The sequence below is a fragment of the Streptomyces sp. NPDC017993 genome, assembly GCF_044328065.1.
Taxonomy (GTDB): domain Bacteria; phylum Actinomycetota; class Actinomycetes; order Streptomycetales; family Streptomycetaceae; genus Streptomyces.
The window spans coordinates 133,462-150,589 of sequence record NZ_JBIRGO010000010.1 but is presented as its reverse complement, the minus strand read 5'-3'; the positions used below and the strand labels follow the sequence as shown (position 1 = coordinate 150,589).

Sequence of the window (17,128 nt, the reverse complement as noted above, 5' to 3'; positions counted from 1 at the left end):
CGGTCGCGCGTACGTCCGCGATCTTTGCTGCCCGGGTTCCGAACCGGGACCGGGCGGCTCGTTCCGCAGTACAGAAAGCAGGAAGCCATCAACGCCCGCCTCGACCACCGTTCCCCGCTCGTGTTCGACACACGCGAGCTGGGTCGTCGTCCCGGCACGCTCAAGCGGCTCTCCCGCACTGCCGAGGCCCCCCGGGACCTCGGCAATGAGGTCATCGGAGTGCCCGAGGGCGCGCCGATCGAACTCGACCTCCGCCTGGAATCGGTCATGGACGGGGTGCTTGTCACAGGCACCGCCCGTGCATCCGTGAAGGGGGAGTGCGTAAGGTGTCTGGAGCCGCTGGAGCGAGAGCTCGACGCGGACTTCCAGGAGATGTTCTCCTACCCCGACGCCGACGCCCGGACCCGCCCCGCGGAATCCGGCGACGACGCCGAGGACGAGGAGGACACCCTCTTCCTCGAGGACGACATGTTCGACCTCGAACCCGTGCTGCGGGACGCGGTGGTGCTTGCACTGCCGCTGCAGCCGGTGTGCCAGGACGACTGCCCGGGCCTGTGCTCCGAATGCGGAGTGCGGCTCGCGGACGACCCGGACCACCACCACGATGCCGTCGACATTCGTTGGGCGGCACTGCAGGGACTCGCCGGGACCAACCAGGACGGCGAGAAGGACAACATGAGCGGCGACGCGCCTCGATCAGCGCACGTCGACGAGAAGCAGGAGAAGTAGCCGTGGCTGTTCCGAAGCGGAAGATGTCGCGCAGCAACACGCGCCACCGCCGGTCGCAGTGGAAGGCTGCGGTCCCCACCCTGGTGTCGTGCGAGCGCTGCCATGAGCCGAAGCAGCAGCACATCGCGTGCCCGAGCTGCGGCACCTACAACAAGCGCCAGGTCCTCGAGGTCTGAGCGGCTGGTGACAGGCTCCATGTCAGACGCCAATTCGTCCCCTCGCCAGCGCGGGGAGGAACCGACACCGGCGGACACAGCCTCGTCCCACACGCTTCTGGAAGGGCGGCTCGGGTACAAGCTCGAGTCCGCCCTTCTGGTGCGTGCACTGACGCACCGTTCGTACGCGTATGAGAACGGCGGTCTGCCCACCAACGAGCGGCTCGAATTCCTCGGGGATTCGGTGCTCGGCCTCGTGGTCACGGACACGCTGTATCGCATCCACCCCGACCTGCCGGAAGGCCAGCTGGCCAAACTGCGGGCCGCGGTGGTCAACTCGCGTGCGCTTGCCGAGGTGGGCCGCGGCCTCGACCTCGGCGCCTTCATCCGCCTCGGAAAGGGCGAAGAAGGCACGGGCGGCCGGGACAAGGCATCCATCCTCGCCGACACCCTTGAAGCGGTGATCGGCGCGGTCTATCTCGACCAGGGCCTCGAAGCGGCCGGCGAGCTGGTACACCGGCTCTTCGACCCGCTCATCGAGAAGTCCTCCAGTCTGGGCGCGGGCCTCGACTGGAAGACCAGCCTCCAGGAACTCACCGCGACCGAAGGCCTCGGCGTCCCGGAGTACCTGGTCAGTGAGACCGGCCCCGACCACGAGAAGACCTTTACTGCTGCTGCCCGCGTCGGTGGTGTCTCGTACGGCACCGGCACCGGCCGCAGCAAGAAGGAAGCCGAGCAACAGGCGGCGGAGTCCGCGTGGCGTGCGATTCGCGCCGCGGCGGACGAAGCGGCTAAGGCCGAGGAGGCTTCCGGCGACGGTACGCCGCCGCCGGCCGAGGACCTGGCTCCGGCTTCCGACGACACCTCGTCGTCGGCACACTGAATTCCCCTTCTGACCCTGTTCGGACGGCACCGCCGCCTCGGACAGGGTCAGAAGCCTTTCCCGAGGAGCTTTCTTGCCCGAGCTGCCCGAGGTCGAGGTCGTACGCCGAGGACTCCAGCGCTGGGTCAGCGGCCGCACGATCGACACCGTCGAGGTCCTGCACCCGCGTGCGATCCGCCGGCACACCGCCGGCGCGAGCGACTTCGCGGCACGTCTGACGGGCCTGCGCCTCGGGGAGGCGCGCCGCCGCGGCAAATACCTCTGGCTCCCGGTGACCGGCGGCGGCCCGGCCGCACAGACCGCGGCCGAGGGCATCACCCCGATGATCACGCCGTCCGTCACCCACGGCCTGGCGATCCTCGCCCACCTCGGTATGAGCGGCCAGCTGCTGGTCCAGCCGCAGGACGCCCAGGACGAGAAGCATCTGCGGATCCGGATCCGCTTCACCCCGGGGACCCCACCCGCCGGCGCGGAGGGAGCCGACACCGAGCTCCGCTTCGTCGACCAGCGGACCTTTGGCGGGCTCTCGCTGCACGACACCGTGCCCGGCGACCCCGACCACCTTCCCGACGTGATCGCGCACATCGCCCGGGACCCGCTCGACCCGGCCTTCGACGACGCCGCCTTCCACGACGCGCTGCGCCGCCGCCGGACCACCGTCAAGCGCGCGCTGCTCGACCAGTCGCTGATCAGCGGCGTCGGCAACATCTACGCCGACGAGGCGCTGTGGCGCTCCCGGCTGCACTACGAGCGGCCGACCGCCACCTTCACCCGTCCCCGCACGGCCGAGCTGCTCGGTCATGTGCGGGACGTGATGAACGCGGCGCTCGCCGTCGGCGGGACCAGCTTCGACAGCCTCTACGTCAACGTCAACGGCGAGTCCGGCTACTTCGAACGCTCCTTGGACGCCTACGGCCGCGAGGACGAGCCCTGCCGCCGCTGCGGCACCGCGATCCGCCGCCGTCCCTGGATGAACCGCTCCAGTTACTTCTGTCCCCGCTGCCAGCGTCCGCCCCGCCCGACCCGCATCGGCTGAACCCCGACGTCCGGCCCGGCCGGGGGCACGCGCCCTGCCGGCGGCTGCTTCAGAAGCCGAAGTCCTGCGTCCACCACGGGCCGCCGGAGCCGAAGTGGGCTCCGACACCGAGAGTCTTGTAGTCGCAGTTGAGGATGTTGGCGCGGTGGCCCGGGCTGTCCATCCAGGAGTCCATCACGGCCTGCGCGTCGGCCTGGCCGCGGGCGATGTTCTCGCCGCCGAGGTCGCTGATGCCCATCTGCCGGGCGCGGTCCCAGGGGGTGTCGCCGTCCGGATCGGTGTGGTCGAAGAACCCGCGCGCCGCCATGTCGTCGCTGAACCGCTGGGCCAGAGTGCCCAGTTCCTTGTCCGCGGTCACCGGGGAGCAGCCGGCCTGGGCGCGCTCCTGGTTGACCAGCGACAGCACCTGGGACTCCGCCGACGACGTCCCGTCCGAGGTCTTCGACGGCGTCGCCGAGAGCTTCGGCGACGCGGAGGTGCTCCGGTCGGCGCTCCGCTCGGGCTGCTGCGAGCGCGTCTTGGCGCTCGGCGACGTGGCCGTCCGGCTGGGGGAGGGCGAGGTCGAGGGGGCCGCCGCGGACGACGGCCGGTCGGTCTCCGGAGCCTTCGGACGTGCGCCGCTACGGCTGGCCGTGTCGCTGCCGCGGTCCGTGGGCGTCGCGGAGCGGCCGCCCTGCTGTTCGGTGTCCTGCAGAGCGCGGGCGCGTATGCGGTCGCCGTCGCCCTCCGCGCCCACCTCGAACTGGCCGTTTCCGGGGATCAGTCCGGAGGCGACCGCGACAGCTCCCATCGCCATGGCGGCGGAGGCACCGAGCAAGCCGGTACGTACGGGCGCCATCCGGCCTGCCCGCACCGCACGCCGGCCGCGGTGCCGGGCCGAGGCCGAGGCGGCGGACGCGGGTGCCGGGGTGTCAACAGGCGGTGTACGCAGGGCTTCGGGCGTGGGGGGAGCAGAGCGTCGATGGCGGCCCATCCGCTGTCTTCCTTCCGTCCTCAGCTCAACATGGTTCACCCGAACGGGTGAGTTTCGTTGTCGGGGGACTGTACGCCATGGCGCAAGGGGCCCATGTGCCCACGGAGCAATTGGCCGGTTAACGTGCACACATGAACGAAGATGTCCGTCTGACCGCCTGGGTGCGCGGTCAAGTCCAAGGCGTCGGGTTCCGCTGGTTCACCCGCGCGAACGCGCTGCGCATCGGTGACCTCGTCGGATTCGCGCTCAATCTCGGCGACGGCCGGGTCCAGGTGGTCGCCGAGGGGTCCAAGGACCGCTGCGATCAGTTGCTGGAATGGCTGCGGACGGGAGACACGCCCGGCAGGGTCGACGGAGTCACTGAGATATGGGACACGCCACGGGGCGGTTACGACACCTTCGCCATTCGCTGAGCGCGCCCCCGGAAAGGCGCCGCGGGGCCCGTGGCAGTGATCGCGGGCCCCGCCTTTGTCAGCAGCTCACAGGAGATAACCCCTGGTGGTTGCCAACTCGGCCGACCCGTGCAAGGCTGCCGCTGTACGGATGATCTCCACGCCCCGCGGGACCTTTCTGGAGAGTCGGCGCAGTGCCTTCACGGCCGCGCACTCTCAGGTGCCCGACGATACGGGGTGTGATCGTGTTGACCCTCAAACCTTTTGGTGAGACTCTGGAATCCCCGCGCACCTTAGCTGTTTGGCATTGAGTGCACCAGTAATGACAAGCACCGCGGGTGCGAATCCCTACACGACCCACACCGCTTCGGTCGGTCACTCATTGTGGAGGACCATCCATCATGGCAAAGGCGCTTCTCGGTTACGTCGGCGGCTCCGACCCCCGAGTCCACTCCGAGATGCGACGGCTTCAGCAGCGCGTCCAGGACCTGGAATCCGAACTCATTCGGATGCAGGCCCAGAACGACATGCTGGCAGCTGCCGCACGGCACGACGACTCGATGCTCGACATCGACGTACCCCAGGCGGAGCCCGCGCTCACCTGACCTCAACCCAAGGGCCGGTCGGGCTGCTCGACAGCCGCCTGACGCATAGCTCTGTTCAAGAACTGCAAGGGACGCTTCGGCGTCCCTTCGTCATTCCCCCGCCATCTGTTTCCTCAGCGGCCGCACCAGCCGCGCGGCGTCTCTCTTACCGCATGATGTGCCCTGCGCCTTGACCGGTGAAACCGAAAGTGAACGCCGTCCGTATACCCGGGGCCCGTACCCGGCAGGCCGGCGGCGCAGGGCGGCGGATCGCGGCACGGAATGTTGAGGCCGCTCCCGGACGGGTGGCCGGTAGAGTCCAAAGGCGTGCATCTCAAGAGTCTGACCCTGCGAGGCTTCAAGTCCTTCGCCTCCGCCACGACGCTGCGGTTCGAGCCCGGCATCACCTGCGTCGTGGGGCCCAACGGTTCCGGCAAGTCCAATGTCGTGGACGCGCTGTCCTGGGTGATGGGCGAGCAAGGGGCGAAGTCGCTGCGCGGCGGCAAGATGGAGGACGTCATCTTCGCCGGCACGACCGGCCGGCTGCCGCTGGGCCGGGCCGAGGTCTCGCTTACCATCGACAACTCCGACGGTGCGCTGCCCATCGAGTACGCCGAAGTCACCATCACCCGGATCATGTTCCGCAACGGTGGCAGCGAGTACCAGATCAACGGCGACACCTGCCGGCTGCTGGACATCCAGGAACTACTGTCGGACTCCGGCATCGGCCGCGAGATGCACGTCATCGTCGGCCAGGGACAGCTCGACTCCGTACTGCACGCCGACCCCATGGGCCGCAGGGCCTTCATCGAGGAGGCGGCGGGCGTCCTCAAGCACCGCAGGCGCAAGGAGAAGGCGCTGCGCAAGCTGGACGCGATGCAGGCCAACCTCGCCCGCGTACAGGACCTCACCGACGAGCTGCGGCGCCAGCTCAAGCCCCTGGGACGGCAGGCCGCCGTCGCCCGGCGGGCCGCCGTCATCCAGGCCGACCTGCGGGACGCCCGCCTGCGGCTGCTCGCCGACGACCTCGTCACCATGCGCCGCGCACTGCGCGCCGAGATCGCCGACGAGGCGGCACTGAAGGAACGCAAGGAAGCCGCGGAGGCCCGGCTGCGCGCTGCCCAGCAGCGTGAGGCGGTGCTGGAGGAAGAAGTCCGCAACCTGACGCCGCGGCTGCAGCGCGCCCAGCAGACCTGGTACGAACTGTCGCAGCTCGCCGAGCGGGTGCGCGGCACGATCTCGCTGGCCGAGGCCCGCGTCAAGAGCGCCTCCGCGGCCCCGCCCGACGAGCGGCGCGGGCGTGACCCCGAGGACATGGAGCGCGAGGCCGCCCGTATCCGGGAGCAGGAAGCGGAGCTGGAGGCCGCTCTGGAAGCGGCGAGCCGGGCGCTGGAGGACACCGTGGAGCACCGCGCCGGGCTGGAGCGGCAGTTGGCGGAGGAAGAGCGGCGGCTGCGCGATCTGGCCCGCGCCATCGCCGACCGCCGCGAGGGCCTGGCACGGCTGAGCGGCCAGGTCACCGCCGCGCGCGGCCGGGCGGCCTCGGCCCAGGCGGAGATCGGCCGGCTCGCCGAGGCCAGGGACGGCGCCCGGGAGCGGGCGTCCGCCGCGCAGGAGGCGTACGAGCAGCTCAAGGCCGAGGTCGACGGGCTGGACGCGGACGACGAGGAGACCGCGGCCCGCCATGACGCGGCCCGGCAGGAACTGGCGGAGGCGGAGGGCGCGCTGACCGCCGCCCGGGAGGCGCTGACCGGGGCCGAGCGCAAGCGCGCCGCGACCGCCGCGCGGCACGACGCGCTGGCGCTCGGACTGCGCCGCAAGGACGGGACGGGCGCGCTCCTGGCCGCGGCGGACCGCCTGACCGGGGTGCTCGGTCCGGCGGCGGAACTGCTGCAGGTCACGCCCGGTTTCGAGGTCCCGGTGGCGGCGGCGCTCGGCGCGGCCGCGGACGCGATCGCCGTGACCGACGCCGCCACGGCTGCCGAGGCCATCCGGCTGCTGCGCAAGCAGGACGCGGGGCGGGCGGCGATGGTGCTGGGCGCCCTGGCCGACACCGAGCAGCTCGCGGCGCGCGCGGCAGCGGGGACGGTGGACGGGCAGTCCGTGGCGTCCTCCCCGGTAGCAGGGGACGGGGCGCAGGGAGACGCGGCGGGCGGCGCGGTCGCGCCGGTGGATGCCATGGATGCTGTGGATGCTGTGGAAGCGCAGGGCGGGGTGCCGCGGGTGCCCGGTCCGGCGCGGCCGGCCGGTGCGCCGGACCACGACGGAGTGGGCCCGGGGCCGGACGGCGGTACGGGCGGGCGTGCGGTGATCGGCCCACAGGCGACCGGGGCAGACGATGCGGCCGCGGTGCCCGGTGAAGGTGCGGCGGGTGGTGCGTCTGCCGGGGCGCCGGGCGAGGCTGCCGGCCGTATCCCCGCGCCGGCCGCCCACCGCGTACCGGGCCCGCGTTCCGAGCCGGTGCGTGCCGCCGAACTGGTCGGAGGGCCGCGGGAGTTGACGGCCGCGGTGGGCCGGTTGCTGCGCGATGTGGTGGTGGTCGGGACGCTGGAGGACGCCGAGGACCTGGTGGCCGCGCGCCCGGAGCTGATCGCCGTCACCGGCGAGGGTGATCTTCTCGGGGCGCATTTCGCGCACGGCGGGTCGGCCGGCGCGCCGAGCCTGCTGGAGGTGCAGGCGTCCGTCGACGAGGCGGCGGCCGAGCTGGAGGAGCTTGCGGGTCGCTGCGAGGAGCTGGCCGGGGCGCAGCGGGCCGCGCAGGAGCGGCGTACGGAGTGTGCCGCCCTGGTCGAGGAGTTGGGGGAGCGGCGGCGCGCTGCGGATCGGGAGAAGTCCAAGGTCGCGGGAGATCTGGGGCGGCTCGGCGGCCAGGCGCGGGCGGCGGCGGGCGAGGCCGAGCGGTCCGGCGCGGCGGCCGCCAGGGCTGAGGAAGCGCTGCAACGGGCCACCGAGGAGGCCGAGGAGCTGGCCGAGCGGCTTGCGGTGGCCGAGGAGGCCCCGGGCGTGACCGACGAGGAGCCCGACACCTCCGTACGGGACCGTCTGGCGGCCGACGGGGCCAACGCGCGGCAGACCGAGATGGAGGCCAGGCTCCAGGCGCGTACCCACGAGGAGCGGGTGAAGGCGCTCGCCGGGCGGGCCGACGCACTGGACCGGGGTGCGCGCGCCGAGCGCGAGGCGCGGGCGCGAGCCGAGCAGCGGCGTGCCCGGCTGCGGCACGAGGCCGAGGTTGCCGGGGCGGTCGCCTCCGGCGCGCGGCAGCTGCTGGCGCACGTCGAGGTCTCGGTCGTCCGGGCCGAGGAGGAGCGGGGTGCTGCGGAGCGTGCCAAGGCCGAGCGCGAGCAGGCGCTGGTGGCCGAGCGCAACCAGGGCCGGGAGCTGAAGTCCGAGCTGGACAAGCTGACCGACTCGATGCACCGGGGCGAGGTGCTGGGCGCCGAGAAGCGGATGCGTATCGAGCAGTTGGAGACCAAGGCGCTGGAGGAGCTGGGGGTGGAGCCGGCCGGGCTGATGTCGGAGTACGGCCCCGACCAGCCGGTCGCTCCGTCGCCGCCCGCCGAGGGCGAGGTGCTGCCGGAGGATCCGGAGCATCCGCGCAACCAGCCGGTGCCGTACGTCAGGGCCGAGCAGGAGAAGCGGCTCAGGGCCGCCGAGCGGGCGTATCAGCAGCTCGGGAAGGTGAACCCGCTGGCCCTTGAGGAGTTCGCGGCCCTGGAGGAGCGGCACCAGTTCCTCAGCGAACAGCTTGAAGACTTGAAGAAGACGCGGACGGACCTGCTGCAGGTGATCAAGGAGGTCGACGAGCGGGTGGAGCGGGTCTTCACCGAGGCGTATCAGGACACCGCGCGCGAGTTCGAGGGGGTTTTCTCCCGGCTCTTCCCGGGCGGCGAGGGCCGGCTGATCCTCACCGATCCGGGCAACATGCTGACGACCGGTGTGGACGTCGAGGCGCGGCCTCCGGGCAAGAAGGTCAAGCGGCTGTCCCTGCTGTCGGGTGGTGAGAGGTCGCTCACGGCCGTGGCGCTGCTGGTGTCGATCTTCAAGGCGCGGCCCAGTCCGTTCTATGTGATGGACGAGGTCGAGGCCGCGCTGGACGACACCAATCTGCAGCGGCTGATCCGGATCATGGAAGAGCTGCAGGAGAGCTCCCAGCTGATCGTGATCACGCACCAGAAGCGGACGATGGAGGTCGCCGACGCGCTCTACGGCGTATCGATGCAAGGTGACGGAGTATCAAAGGTCATCAGTCAGCGGCTGCGTTGAGCCGGGTTGCGCGGGGAAAGCGTCGCCTGCGTGAGGATCTGTTCACAACTTGAACGAAACCTCTCTCGCGGGACCGGGAAACAAATTCATTACGCCCTATTGACTTCGAAACTTGAAGGCATAGTCTCGGCAACGTTGCTTTTACCTTCAAGTGGTGGGTACCCCCAACCTATGCACCACTTGTAGGGCCAGCCCCCTACGCCCGGCAGCGCAGCCGGGCCACTGGAGTACACGTTGACCAGCACCGCGCAGCCGACGGTTCCGGAAGGCCGCAAGGCTCACCCGGACCACCTCGGCCATGTCATCTTCATCACCGCGGCTGCCGCGATGGGCGGCTTCCTCTTCGGTTACGACAGTTCCGTGATCAACGGTGCCGTCGAGGCGATCCGCGGACGTTACGACGTCGGATCCGCCGTCCTCGCCCAGGTGATCGCCATCGCCCTGATCGGCTGCGCCATCGGCGCGGCGACGGCCGGGCGGATCGCTGACCGCATCGGCCGTATCCGGGTGATGCAGATCGCCGCGGTGCTGTTCACCGTCAGCGCCGTCGGCTCCGCCCTCCCGACCGCCCTGTGGGACCTGGCCATGTGGCGGGTCCTGGGCGGCATCGCGATCGGCATGGCCTCGGTCATCGGCCCGGCCTACATCGCCGAGGTCTCGCCGTCGGCCTACCGCGGCCGTCTCGGCTCGTTCCAGCAGGCCGCGATCGTCGTCGGCATCGCCGTCTCCCAGCTCGTCAACTGGGGCATCCTCAACCTCGCCGACGGCGACCAGCGCGGCAAGCTCGCGGGCTTCGAGGCATGGCAGTGGATGCTGGGCGTGATGGTCGTGCCGGCCATCATCTACGGCCTGCTCTCCTTCGTGATTCCCGAGTCGCCCCGCTACCTGATCTCCGTCGGCAAGATCACCCGGGCCAAGGAGGTGCTCTCGGAGGTTGAGGGTCACACCGTCAACCTGGACACCCGGGTCGTCGAGATCCAGGACGCGATGCGCCGTGAGCACAAGTCGACGTTCAAGGACCTGCTCGGCCGCAAGATGGGCTTCCTGCCGATCGTCTGGGTCGGTATCGGACTGTCGGTCTTCCAGCAGCTCGTCGGCATCAACGTCGCCTTCTACTACTCCTCGACGCTGTGGCAGTCCGTCGGCATCGACCCGAGCAGCTCGTTCTTCTACAGCTTCACGACGTCGATCATCAACATCATCGGCACCGTCATCGCGATGTTCTTCGTCGACAAGATCGGCCGCCGTCCGCTGGCGCTGATCGGCTCGGTCGGCATGGCGCTCGCCCTGGGCCTCGAAGCCTGGGCGTTCGCCGCCAAGACCGCGGCCGGCACCCTGCCGGCCACCGAGGGAACGGTCGCGCTGATCGCCGCGCACGCCTTCGTGCTCTTCTTCGCGCTCTCCTGGGGCGTCGTGGTCTGGGTCTTCCTCGGTGAGATGTTCCCGAACCGGATCCGTGCCGCCGCGCTGGGCGTCGCCGCCTGCGCGCAGTGGATCGCGAACTGGGCCATCACGGCCAGCTTCCCGAGCCTGTCCGACTGGAACCTGTCGGGCACCTACGTGATCTACATGGTCTTCGCTCTGCTCTCGATCCCCTTCGTACTGCGGTACGTCAAGGAGACCAAGGGCAAGGCGTTGGAGGAGATGGGCTAACCCCCCCCCGCCAGTCCTTCTCCTCAGTTCTGGGTACTGCCCCGGCTCATCAATGAGCCGGGGCAGTAGCTTTTCCGGTCGAAGGGTTCCGCGTCGTCCCGGGGCCTTCCGGGAGGTCTCTTACCCGAGGAGACGGCGGGACGCGTGCGCCGGCTCAGTCCTTGATGCGGGGCAGGACGCGTTCGGCGAAGAGGTGGAGCGATCGCCAGCCCTCGTCGACGGGCATCCCGCCGCACAGCGGATGCAGGATCAACGAGCCCTCGGCGCCTGCCTCTTGAGCGAGCTCAACGCACTCGTCAGGGGTGACGATGCGGTAGACGCCCTCCTCGCGCAGGGCCTGGACGTCGTTCGCCGCGGAGCGTACGGCGGAGTGGATGTCGGCGGACTGCCAGGACGCGTATGTCCGGGCCTCGTGCAGCAGATGGCGCCCGTGCTCCGCCCAGGTGCGGTCCGGATTCTCTGAGAGATGCAGCAAGGACGTGCGCGCGGGAGGCAGCAGTACCCATCCTTCGGTGCCGAACTCCGCGCGCTTGGCGTGGTAATACGCCTCCAGTTCCGGGAGGTGCGCGCTGGGGAAGAGCGGTAGGCCGAGGCGGGCCGCGCGACGGGCCGCGGCGCGTGAGCTGCCGCCGATCAGCAGGAGGGGGTGCGGCTGCGTGTACGGCTGCGGGGTCACGCGGACCGTACGGCCCTGGTAGGTGAACGGCTCGCCGGTCCAGGCGGCCAACAGGGTCTCCAGCGCCTCGTCCTGGAGCGCGCCCCGCCGGTGCCAGTCCCTGCCGTGCGCGGCGTATTCCTCGGCACGGTAGCCGAGGCCGGCGACGGTCACCAGGCGGCCGTGGCTGAGGAGATCGAGGCAGGCGAGGTCCTCGGCCAGCCGCAGCGGGTCGTGCAGCGGGGTGATCAGCGCGGAGACGGTGACGCCGATCCGGCGGGTGGCGCCGAACACGGCGCCCGCGAAGGTCAGCGGGGACGGCATCCAGCCATTTCCGGTGGCGTGGTGCTCCTCGGTCTGGATCATGCTGATGCCGCGGTCGTCGGCGAAGGCGGCCATCTCGACGGCCGCCCGATAGCGCGCGGACAGGGCTGCGGGGGTGGGGGCGGGGTCGACGAGGTTGAAGCGCAGGACCGTGACGGGCATGGCGGACGTCCCCTTCGCCAGGGAGGTGGGCGAAGGGGACGTTAGCTGACGTGGCGTCAGATCACTAGGGCGGCGGCCGAAGGAGCCGCGGGCTCAGCGGGCCTCGACCGGCTGCCGGGCCGCCTCGGGCTCCCCGGACGCGGCCGGGGTGACGTTCTCCCTGGCGGCGGGCAGGGCCGCGAAGACCGCCGCGGCGATCACGATCGTGGCCGCCCAGCCCAGGCCGTTCTCGCCGATCCAGGTGGTGGCCAGCGGGCCGGTGAACCACTGGACCTTGGTGAAGCAGAGGCCCGCGGCGAGCGCGACCGCCCAGGCCGACATGGCCTGCCAGCAGTAGCCGCCGGCGTACCAGTAGCGGCTGGTGGGGCCGGTGTCCATCAGGGAGGCGGCGTCGTAGCGGACCGCCATCCTGCGCCGGCGGGCCATGTCGACGGCGTAGACGCCGATCCAGGCCGAGAAGGAGACCGCGAGGAGCGTCAGGAAGGCGATGAACTGCCCGATGAAGTCCTTGGCCACCAGCATCATGAACAGGCCGCCGACCAGGCTGATGACGGCGTTGATGCTGACCGCCATGGCGCGCGGCAGCTTGACGCCCATCGTCTGGGCCGTGAATCCCGCCGAGTACATCGAGAGGCTGTTGATCAGCACCATGCCGACCAGCGCGGTGATCAGGTAGGGCACGGCGAGCCAGGTCGGCAGGATGTTGCCGAGGAAGGACATCGGGTCGGTGTTCTGACCGGCCAGCTTCGGGCTGGAGACGGCCATCACGCCGCCCATCAGCACCATCGGAAGCAGCACCAGCGCCGCACCGGAAACCGTCGCGCCGACGATCTTCTTGCCGGAGGCGGAGTGCGGGAGGTAGCGCGCGAAGTCCGGTCCGGTCGGGACCCAGCTGATGCCGCCGGCCGCGATCGTGCCGATACCGGCGATCACCATGGCGGTGGTGCCGGCCTTCTTGGCGAAGACGGCGTCCCAGTCCATTGTGGCGACCAGGTAGACCAGCACCATGATGCTGAACAGGCCGAAGAGGTACGTCGAGTACTTGTTGCAGACGTTCAGCGCCTTGCGGCCCATGCCGCTCACCAGGAACGTGACCGCCACGAAGGCGAGCAGGGTGATGACGACGAGGACGTTGTTGCTCTCGACGCCGAACAGCAGGTGCAGCACGGTCAGCACCGCGTACGCGCCGGTGACCGCGTTGATGGTCTCCCAGCCGAAGCGGGCGACCCAGAGGATCGCGCCGGGGAAGTAGTTGCCGCGGACGCCGAAGGCGGCCCGGGAGAGCAGCGCGCCGGGCGCTCCACCCCACTTGCCGGAGACCGAGAGCACGCCCACCATGCCGTAGGCGATGGCCGCGGCGACCGTGGCCACCAGCAGAACCTGCCAGAAGTTCAGTGCGTTGTTGACCACGAGCGAGGCGCCCATGGTGAGCAACAGCACACTGATGTTGGCGGCGACCCAGGTGGGGAAGAGCTCGCGGACGCGGCCTTGGCGCTCGTGGTCGGGGACGGGCTCGATGCCTCGTGTCTCGACGGCGCCTTCGGTTTCGTGAGCGGACATGGTGCCCATGGTGCAGGTCTCTCCGTGCGGGGGGATCTGGGAGGCACCCCCGGGGGAGAGGAGGTGCAGGCAGCGGCTGTGGTGCCTGGCCGGATGTTGCCAGGACTCTACGCGCGTTGCGTGGCCGTGGACCATCGTACTTTGATCCAACTTCCACTCGTACGTCCCTTTGGATCCCACAACGAGGCCACGCCCGCGCCATTATCGTCGAAGGATCCAGCCGCACCCCGCTGATCAGGCAGGGGAGGCCGCTGTCCGCCGGTGTGTGACGCGGTGGTCGGCCTGCCGCAGCAGTTCCGCCGGATCGTCGACCGGCGGAACGATCCAGGTCTCGTTGATGGCGCGCTTCAGCTCCTTCGCGAAGCCCTCAGACCCCTGCCGCAGCGTCCGCTCCCAGCCGGCCGTGGCCACCGCACCGGCCTCGCCGAGATCCAGACAGGTGCGGTACGGGCCGGGAGCGAAGTCCACCGGCGGCAGGCCGAGCAGCGCGGCCGCGGCATTGTGCCCCGCGACCTTGCCGAGCGGCATCGCGTGCTGACAGCTCTGCAGCACGGTGCGGCCACCGCCCGCGGGAGCCGCCGCGGTGTCCCCGGCCGCGTGGACGGCGTCAACGCCCCGCACCCGCAGCCGGGCATCGACGACGAGCCGCCCGAGCTCGTCACGGGGCGCGGGGATCTGCGCGGTCAGCGCACTCGCCCGCATGCCGGCGGTCCATACCGCCGTCCGCGCGGGCAGCCTGCTGCCGTCCGAGAGTCGCACCGTGCGCTCGTCCAGCCCGCTGACCGTGACGCCGAGGCGGCGCTCCACGCCCAGCGTGTCCAGCGCCGCGGTGATCACCGGCCGGGCCGCCGCCCCCAGCCCCTCTCCGACCGCCTCGGCGCGCTCGACGAGGACGACCCGCACCTCGTTCTCGGCGCCGTGGGTCGCCGCCCGGGTGCGCAGCCGGCCGACCAGCTCCGCGGCGATCTCCAGACCGGTGAAACCGGCGCCCACCACGACCGCGGTGTAGCGGCCCGGCCCGGCCGGCGTGCCCGGCAGCGCCCGCAGATGGTTCTCCAGCCGCACCGCCGCGTCCAGACTGTCGATGTCGTGCAGCTGAGCGACGCCGGGGAACCGTGGCCGCACCACCGCGCTGCCCGTTGCCAACACCAGCCGGCGGTACGCCACCTCGGTGCGGCTGCCGTCGGCGGCAACGGCGGTCACCCGGCGCCGACGGGTGTCGACCGCGGTCGCGGTGGCAGCGATCAGCCGGACGCCGACCGGGCCGAGCACCCGGTCGAGCGGCACCCGCAGGCGCGCCGGATCGGCCTCGTACAGGCGGGGGCGAAGGGTCAGATCGGGGAGCGGGGTGAGCAACGCGACGCGGTGGCCTGCGGCCGTACCGCCCTGCGCGCGCAACAGGCGGGTCGCCGCGGCGGCGCTCCACAGCCCGGCGAAGCCACCCCCCAGAACCAGGACATCAAACATCCGGATTCACCTTCCGGTGCGCCCCGAGCGGGTCACGGGGATTGAATCCGGATAGTACACATCCAGGTTCGGCGCGTGCAGTCCCCCGAAGCGGCGAGTGACTGATACTGGAGGGGTTATGGAAATCGTCATCCTTGCTGTAGTCATCGCCGTGGTCGTGCTCGGCGCGATCAGCGGGCTCGTCGTCAGCGGCCGCAAGAAGAAGCAGCTGCCGCCGTCCCCGCCGGCCACCCCTGCCACGCCCTCCGTTACCGCGCCTCCCGCAGAGCCGCAGGTCGGTGAGGAGGCCGAGACCCCCAGCGACGAAGAGCGTCGCACCATCGAAGAAGTCGGACTGCCGACCGCCGAGGCACCGGTCGCCGAAGCCGAGGCGCCGCCCGCCCCGGCGATCGAGGTCCCCGAGCCGACCGCGGGCCGGCTGGTGCGCCTGCGGGCCCGGCTCTCCCGCTCGCAGAACACCCTGGGCAAGGGCCTGCTGACCCTGCTCTCCCGCGAACACCTCGACGAGGACACCTGGGAGGAGATCGAGGACACCCTGCTGACCGCCGACGTCGGCGTCGCGCCCACCCAGGAACTGGTCGAACGGCTCCGCGAGCGGGTCCGGGTCCTCGGCACCCGTACGCCCGAGGAGCTGCGCGCACTGCTGCGCGAGGAACTCCTCGCCCTCATCGGCACCGACGCCGACCGCTCGGTGCACACCGACAACGCCATCGGCAACGGCGGCGAGGAGATCCCGGGCGTCGTCATGGTCGTCGGCGTCAACGGCACCGGCAAGACCACGACCACCGGCAAGCTCGCCCGGGTCCTGATCGCCGACGGCAAGTCCGTGGTCCTCGGTGCGGCCGACACCTTCCGCGCCGCCGCCGCCGACCAGCTGCAGACGTGGGGCGAGCGGGTCGGTGCCCGTACGGTCCGCGGCCCGGAGGCCGGCGACCCGGCGTCGGTCGCCTACGACGCCGTGAAGGAAGGTATCGCCGAGGTCGCCGACGTCGTCCTCATCGACACCGCGGGACGGCTGCACACCAAGACCGGGCTGATGGACGAGCTCGGCAAGGTCAAGCGCGTCGTCGAGAAGCACGGCCCGGTCGGCGAGGTGCTGCTCGTCCTGGACGCCACCACCGGCCAGAACGGCCTGGTCCAGGCGCGCGTGTTCGCCGAGGTCGTGGACATCACCGGCGTGGTGCTCACCAAGCTCGACGGCACCGCCAAGGGCGGCATCATCGTCGCCGTCCAGCGCGAGCTGGGCGTGCCGGTCAAGCTGGTGGGTCTGGGCGAGGGCGCGGACGATCTCGCGCCCTTCGAGCCCGAGGCGTTCGTCGACGCCCTGCTCGACTGACGCCGCCGCGCCGGCCGCCCGCCCGCGGCCCCGCGCCCCGTCCGTCCCCGGCCCCCGGCACCCGCTCTCTGCGGGCGCCGGGGGCCGTCGCCGTTCCGGACCGTCGACCCCTGGGCGCCACAGGGGCTACACAGGCGCCGGCCGAGGCGTCGAACGGAGGCATCGCGGCCGGCCCCTCGGGCGGAGTCGCCGGCCACCGACGGCGCAGCCCGGACAGGCCGGGGCATCCGGTGGATCGAGCCGCCGGACTCAGGCGCAGGAGCGGTTGCACACGTAGGCGAGGGTGCCCAGCAGCAGCCGGGCCTGGGGCGGGCAGCCGGCGGTGTCCAGGCTCGGCGGGCGCAGCCAGCGCATCGGGCCGTGGCCGCCGAGGTCGGAGGGGGGCGCGGTGATGTGGTCGCCGTCGCCCAACGGGCGCAGGTCCAGGTCGGCGTCGTCCCAGCCCATCCGGTAGAGCAGGTCCGGCAGCTCGGCCGCGGCCCCCGGAGCGACGAAGAACAGCGCACGGCCCGTCGGGGTGGCCGCGACCGGGCCCAGCGGCAGCCCCATCCGCTCCAGACGCGCCACGGCGACGCGGCCCGCGGCCTCCGGCACGTCGAGGATGTCGAACGACCGGCCCACCGGGAGGAGTACGGCGGCGCCCGGGGTCTCCGCCCAGGCCGCGGCGGCCTCCTCCAGCGTCGCCCCCGCCGCGAGCTCCCGGCCGAAGGCCAGTGGATGGGCGCCGGGGGAGGGGCAGTCGGCGGCACCGCACGAGCAGTCCGTACGTCCGCTGCCGGCACGCGCCGCACGGGCTCCGGGAGCGACAGCCCAGCCCCACAGCCCGGTGTATTCCGCCACGGCCGTGCTCTCGGACGAGCGGGCGCGGCGCCGCGAGCCGGATCGAATCTCCCGGATGCCGGCGATCGTGAAGCCCATGCCCCCTCCAACGGGTGATGCGTGTCTGTGGTTACGAG

14 protein-coding genes are annotated in these 17,128 nt (G+C 71.3%); 9 read left to right on the top strand and 5 right to left on the bottom strand.

Translation table 11 applies throughout. The features are described 5' to 3' along the window. Positions 1–87: 87 nt before the first annotated feature. The 4 genes from ACH4FH_RS20145 to mutM all read left to right on the top strand — a co-directional run bounded on the left by ACH4FH_RS20145 (position 88) and on the right by mutM (position 2,803). On the top strand, positions 88–729 hold the full coding sequence (locus ACH4FH_RS20145) for a YceD family protein (RefSeq protein ID WP_398557368.1): 642 nt from the start codon (positions 88–90) through the stop codon (positions 727–729). A gap of 2 nt (positions 730–731) precedes the next feature. Next, positions 732–905, top strand: coding sequence for a 50S ribosomal protein L32 (gene rpmF / locus ACH4FH_RS20140; RefSeq protein WP_052859918.1), 174 nt, complete (start codon positions 732–734; stop codon positions 903–905). A 19-nt stretch (positions 906–924) separates the two neighbouring features. Beyond that, a complete protein-coding gene (rnc, locus tag ACH4FH_RS20135) occupies positions 925–1,767 on the top strand; it encodes a ribonuclease III (RefSeq protein ID WP_398557227.1) in 843 nt (280 codons plus the stop codon). A gap of 73 nt (positions 1,768–1,840) precedes the next feature. Beyond that, entirely contained in the window at positions 1,841–2,803 is a 963-nt protein-coding gene (gene mutM / locus ACH4FH_RS20130; RefSeq protein WP_398557226.1) for a bifunctional DNA-formamidopyrimidine glycosylase/DNA-(apurinic or apyrimidinic site) lyase, read from the top strand. A 49-nt stretch (positions 2,804–2,852) separates the two neighbouring features. On the opposite strand, the gene ACH4FH_RS20125 is transcribed toward mutM, so the two are convergent. Further along, on the bottom strand, positions 2,853–3,776 hold the full coding sequence (locus ACH4FH_RS20125) for a CAP domain-containing protein (protein WP_398557225.1): 924 nt from the start codon (positions 3,774–3,776) through the stop codon (positions 2,853–2,855). Between the two features lie 131 nt (positions 3,777–3,907). Here ACH4FH_RS20125 and ACH4FH_RS20120 point away from each other — a divergent pair, with 131 nt between their 5' ends. From ACH4FH_RS20120 to ACH4FH_RS20105, 4 genes are all read left to right on the top strand, one after another. Further along, positions 3,908–4,189, top strand: coding sequence for an acylphosphatase (locus ACH4FH_RS20120; RefSeq protein WP_398557224.1), 282 nt, complete (start codon positions 3,908–3,910; stop codon positions 4,187–4,189). A 380-nt stretch (positions 4,190–4,569) separates the two neighbouring features. Beyond that, positions 4,570–4,773 (top strand): hypothetical protein, encoded by a 204-nt coding sequence (locus ACH4FH_RS20115; protein WP_398557223.1) that lies wholly within the window; start codon positions 4,570–4,572, stop codon positions 4,771–4,773. A gap of 306 nt (positions 4,774–5,079) precedes the next feature. Next, positions 5,080–9,015: an AAA family ATPase gene (locus ACH4FH_RS20110; protein WP_398557222.1), complete on the top strand. Its 3,936-nt coding sequence runs from the start codon at positions 5,080–5,082 to the stop codon at positions 9,013–9,015. 234 nt (positions 9,016–9,249) lie between these two features. Further along, positions 9,250–10,668, top strand: a complete 1,419-nt coding sequence (locus tag ACH4FH_RS20105) for a sugar porter family MFS transporter (RefSeq protein WP_398557221.1) — start codon at positions 9,250–9,252, stop codon at positions 10,666–10,668. A gap of 154 nt (positions 10,669–10,822) precedes the next feature. Here the strand turns inward: ACH4FH_RS20105 and ACH4FH_RS20100 are convergent, their stop codons facing one another. The 3 genes from ACH4FH_RS20100 to ACH4FH_RS20090 form a co-directional block, all read right to left on the bottom strand. Then, positions 10,823–11,809, bottom strand: coding sequence for an LLM class flavin-dependent oxidoreductase (locus ACH4FH_RS20100; RefSeq protein WP_398557220.1), 987 nt, complete (start codon positions 11,807–11,809; stop codon positions 10,823–10,825). 93 nt (positions 11,810–11,902) lie between these two features. Beyond that, positions 11,903–13,378 (bottom strand): purine-cytosine permease family protein, encoded by a 1,476-nt coding sequence (locus tag ACH4FH_RS20095; protein WP_398557219.1) that lies wholly within the window; start codon positions 13,376–13,378, stop codon positions 11,903–11,905. Positions 13,379–13,603: 225 nt separating this feature from the next. Then, positions 13,604–14,836, bottom strand: coding sequence for an NAD(P)/FAD-dependent oxidoreductase (locus tag ACH4FH_RS20090; protein ID WP_398557218.1), 1,233 nt, complete (start codon positions 14,834–14,836; stop codon positions 13,604–13,606). 118 nt (positions 14,837–14,954) lie between these two features. Here ACH4FH_RS20090 and ftsY point away from each other — a divergent pair, with 118 nt between their 5' ends. After that, positions 14,955–16,172 (top strand): signal recognition particle-docking protein FtsY, encoded by a 1,218-nt coding sequence (gene ftsY, locus ACH4FH_RS20085; RefSeq protein ID WP_398557217.1) that lies wholly within the window; start codon positions 14,955–14,957, stop codon positions 16,170–16,172. 249 nt (positions 16,173–16,421) lie between these two features. Here ftsY and ACH4FH_RS20080 read toward each other — a convergent pair whose 3' ends face one another. Further along, complete coding sequence (locus tag ACH4FH_RS20080) at positions 16,422–17,090, bottom strand: bifunctional DNA primase/polymerase (protein ID WP_398557216.1); 669 nt, start codon at positions 17,088–17,090, stop codon at positions 16,422–16,424. Between the last annotated feature and the right edge of the window lie 38 nt (positions 17,091–17,128).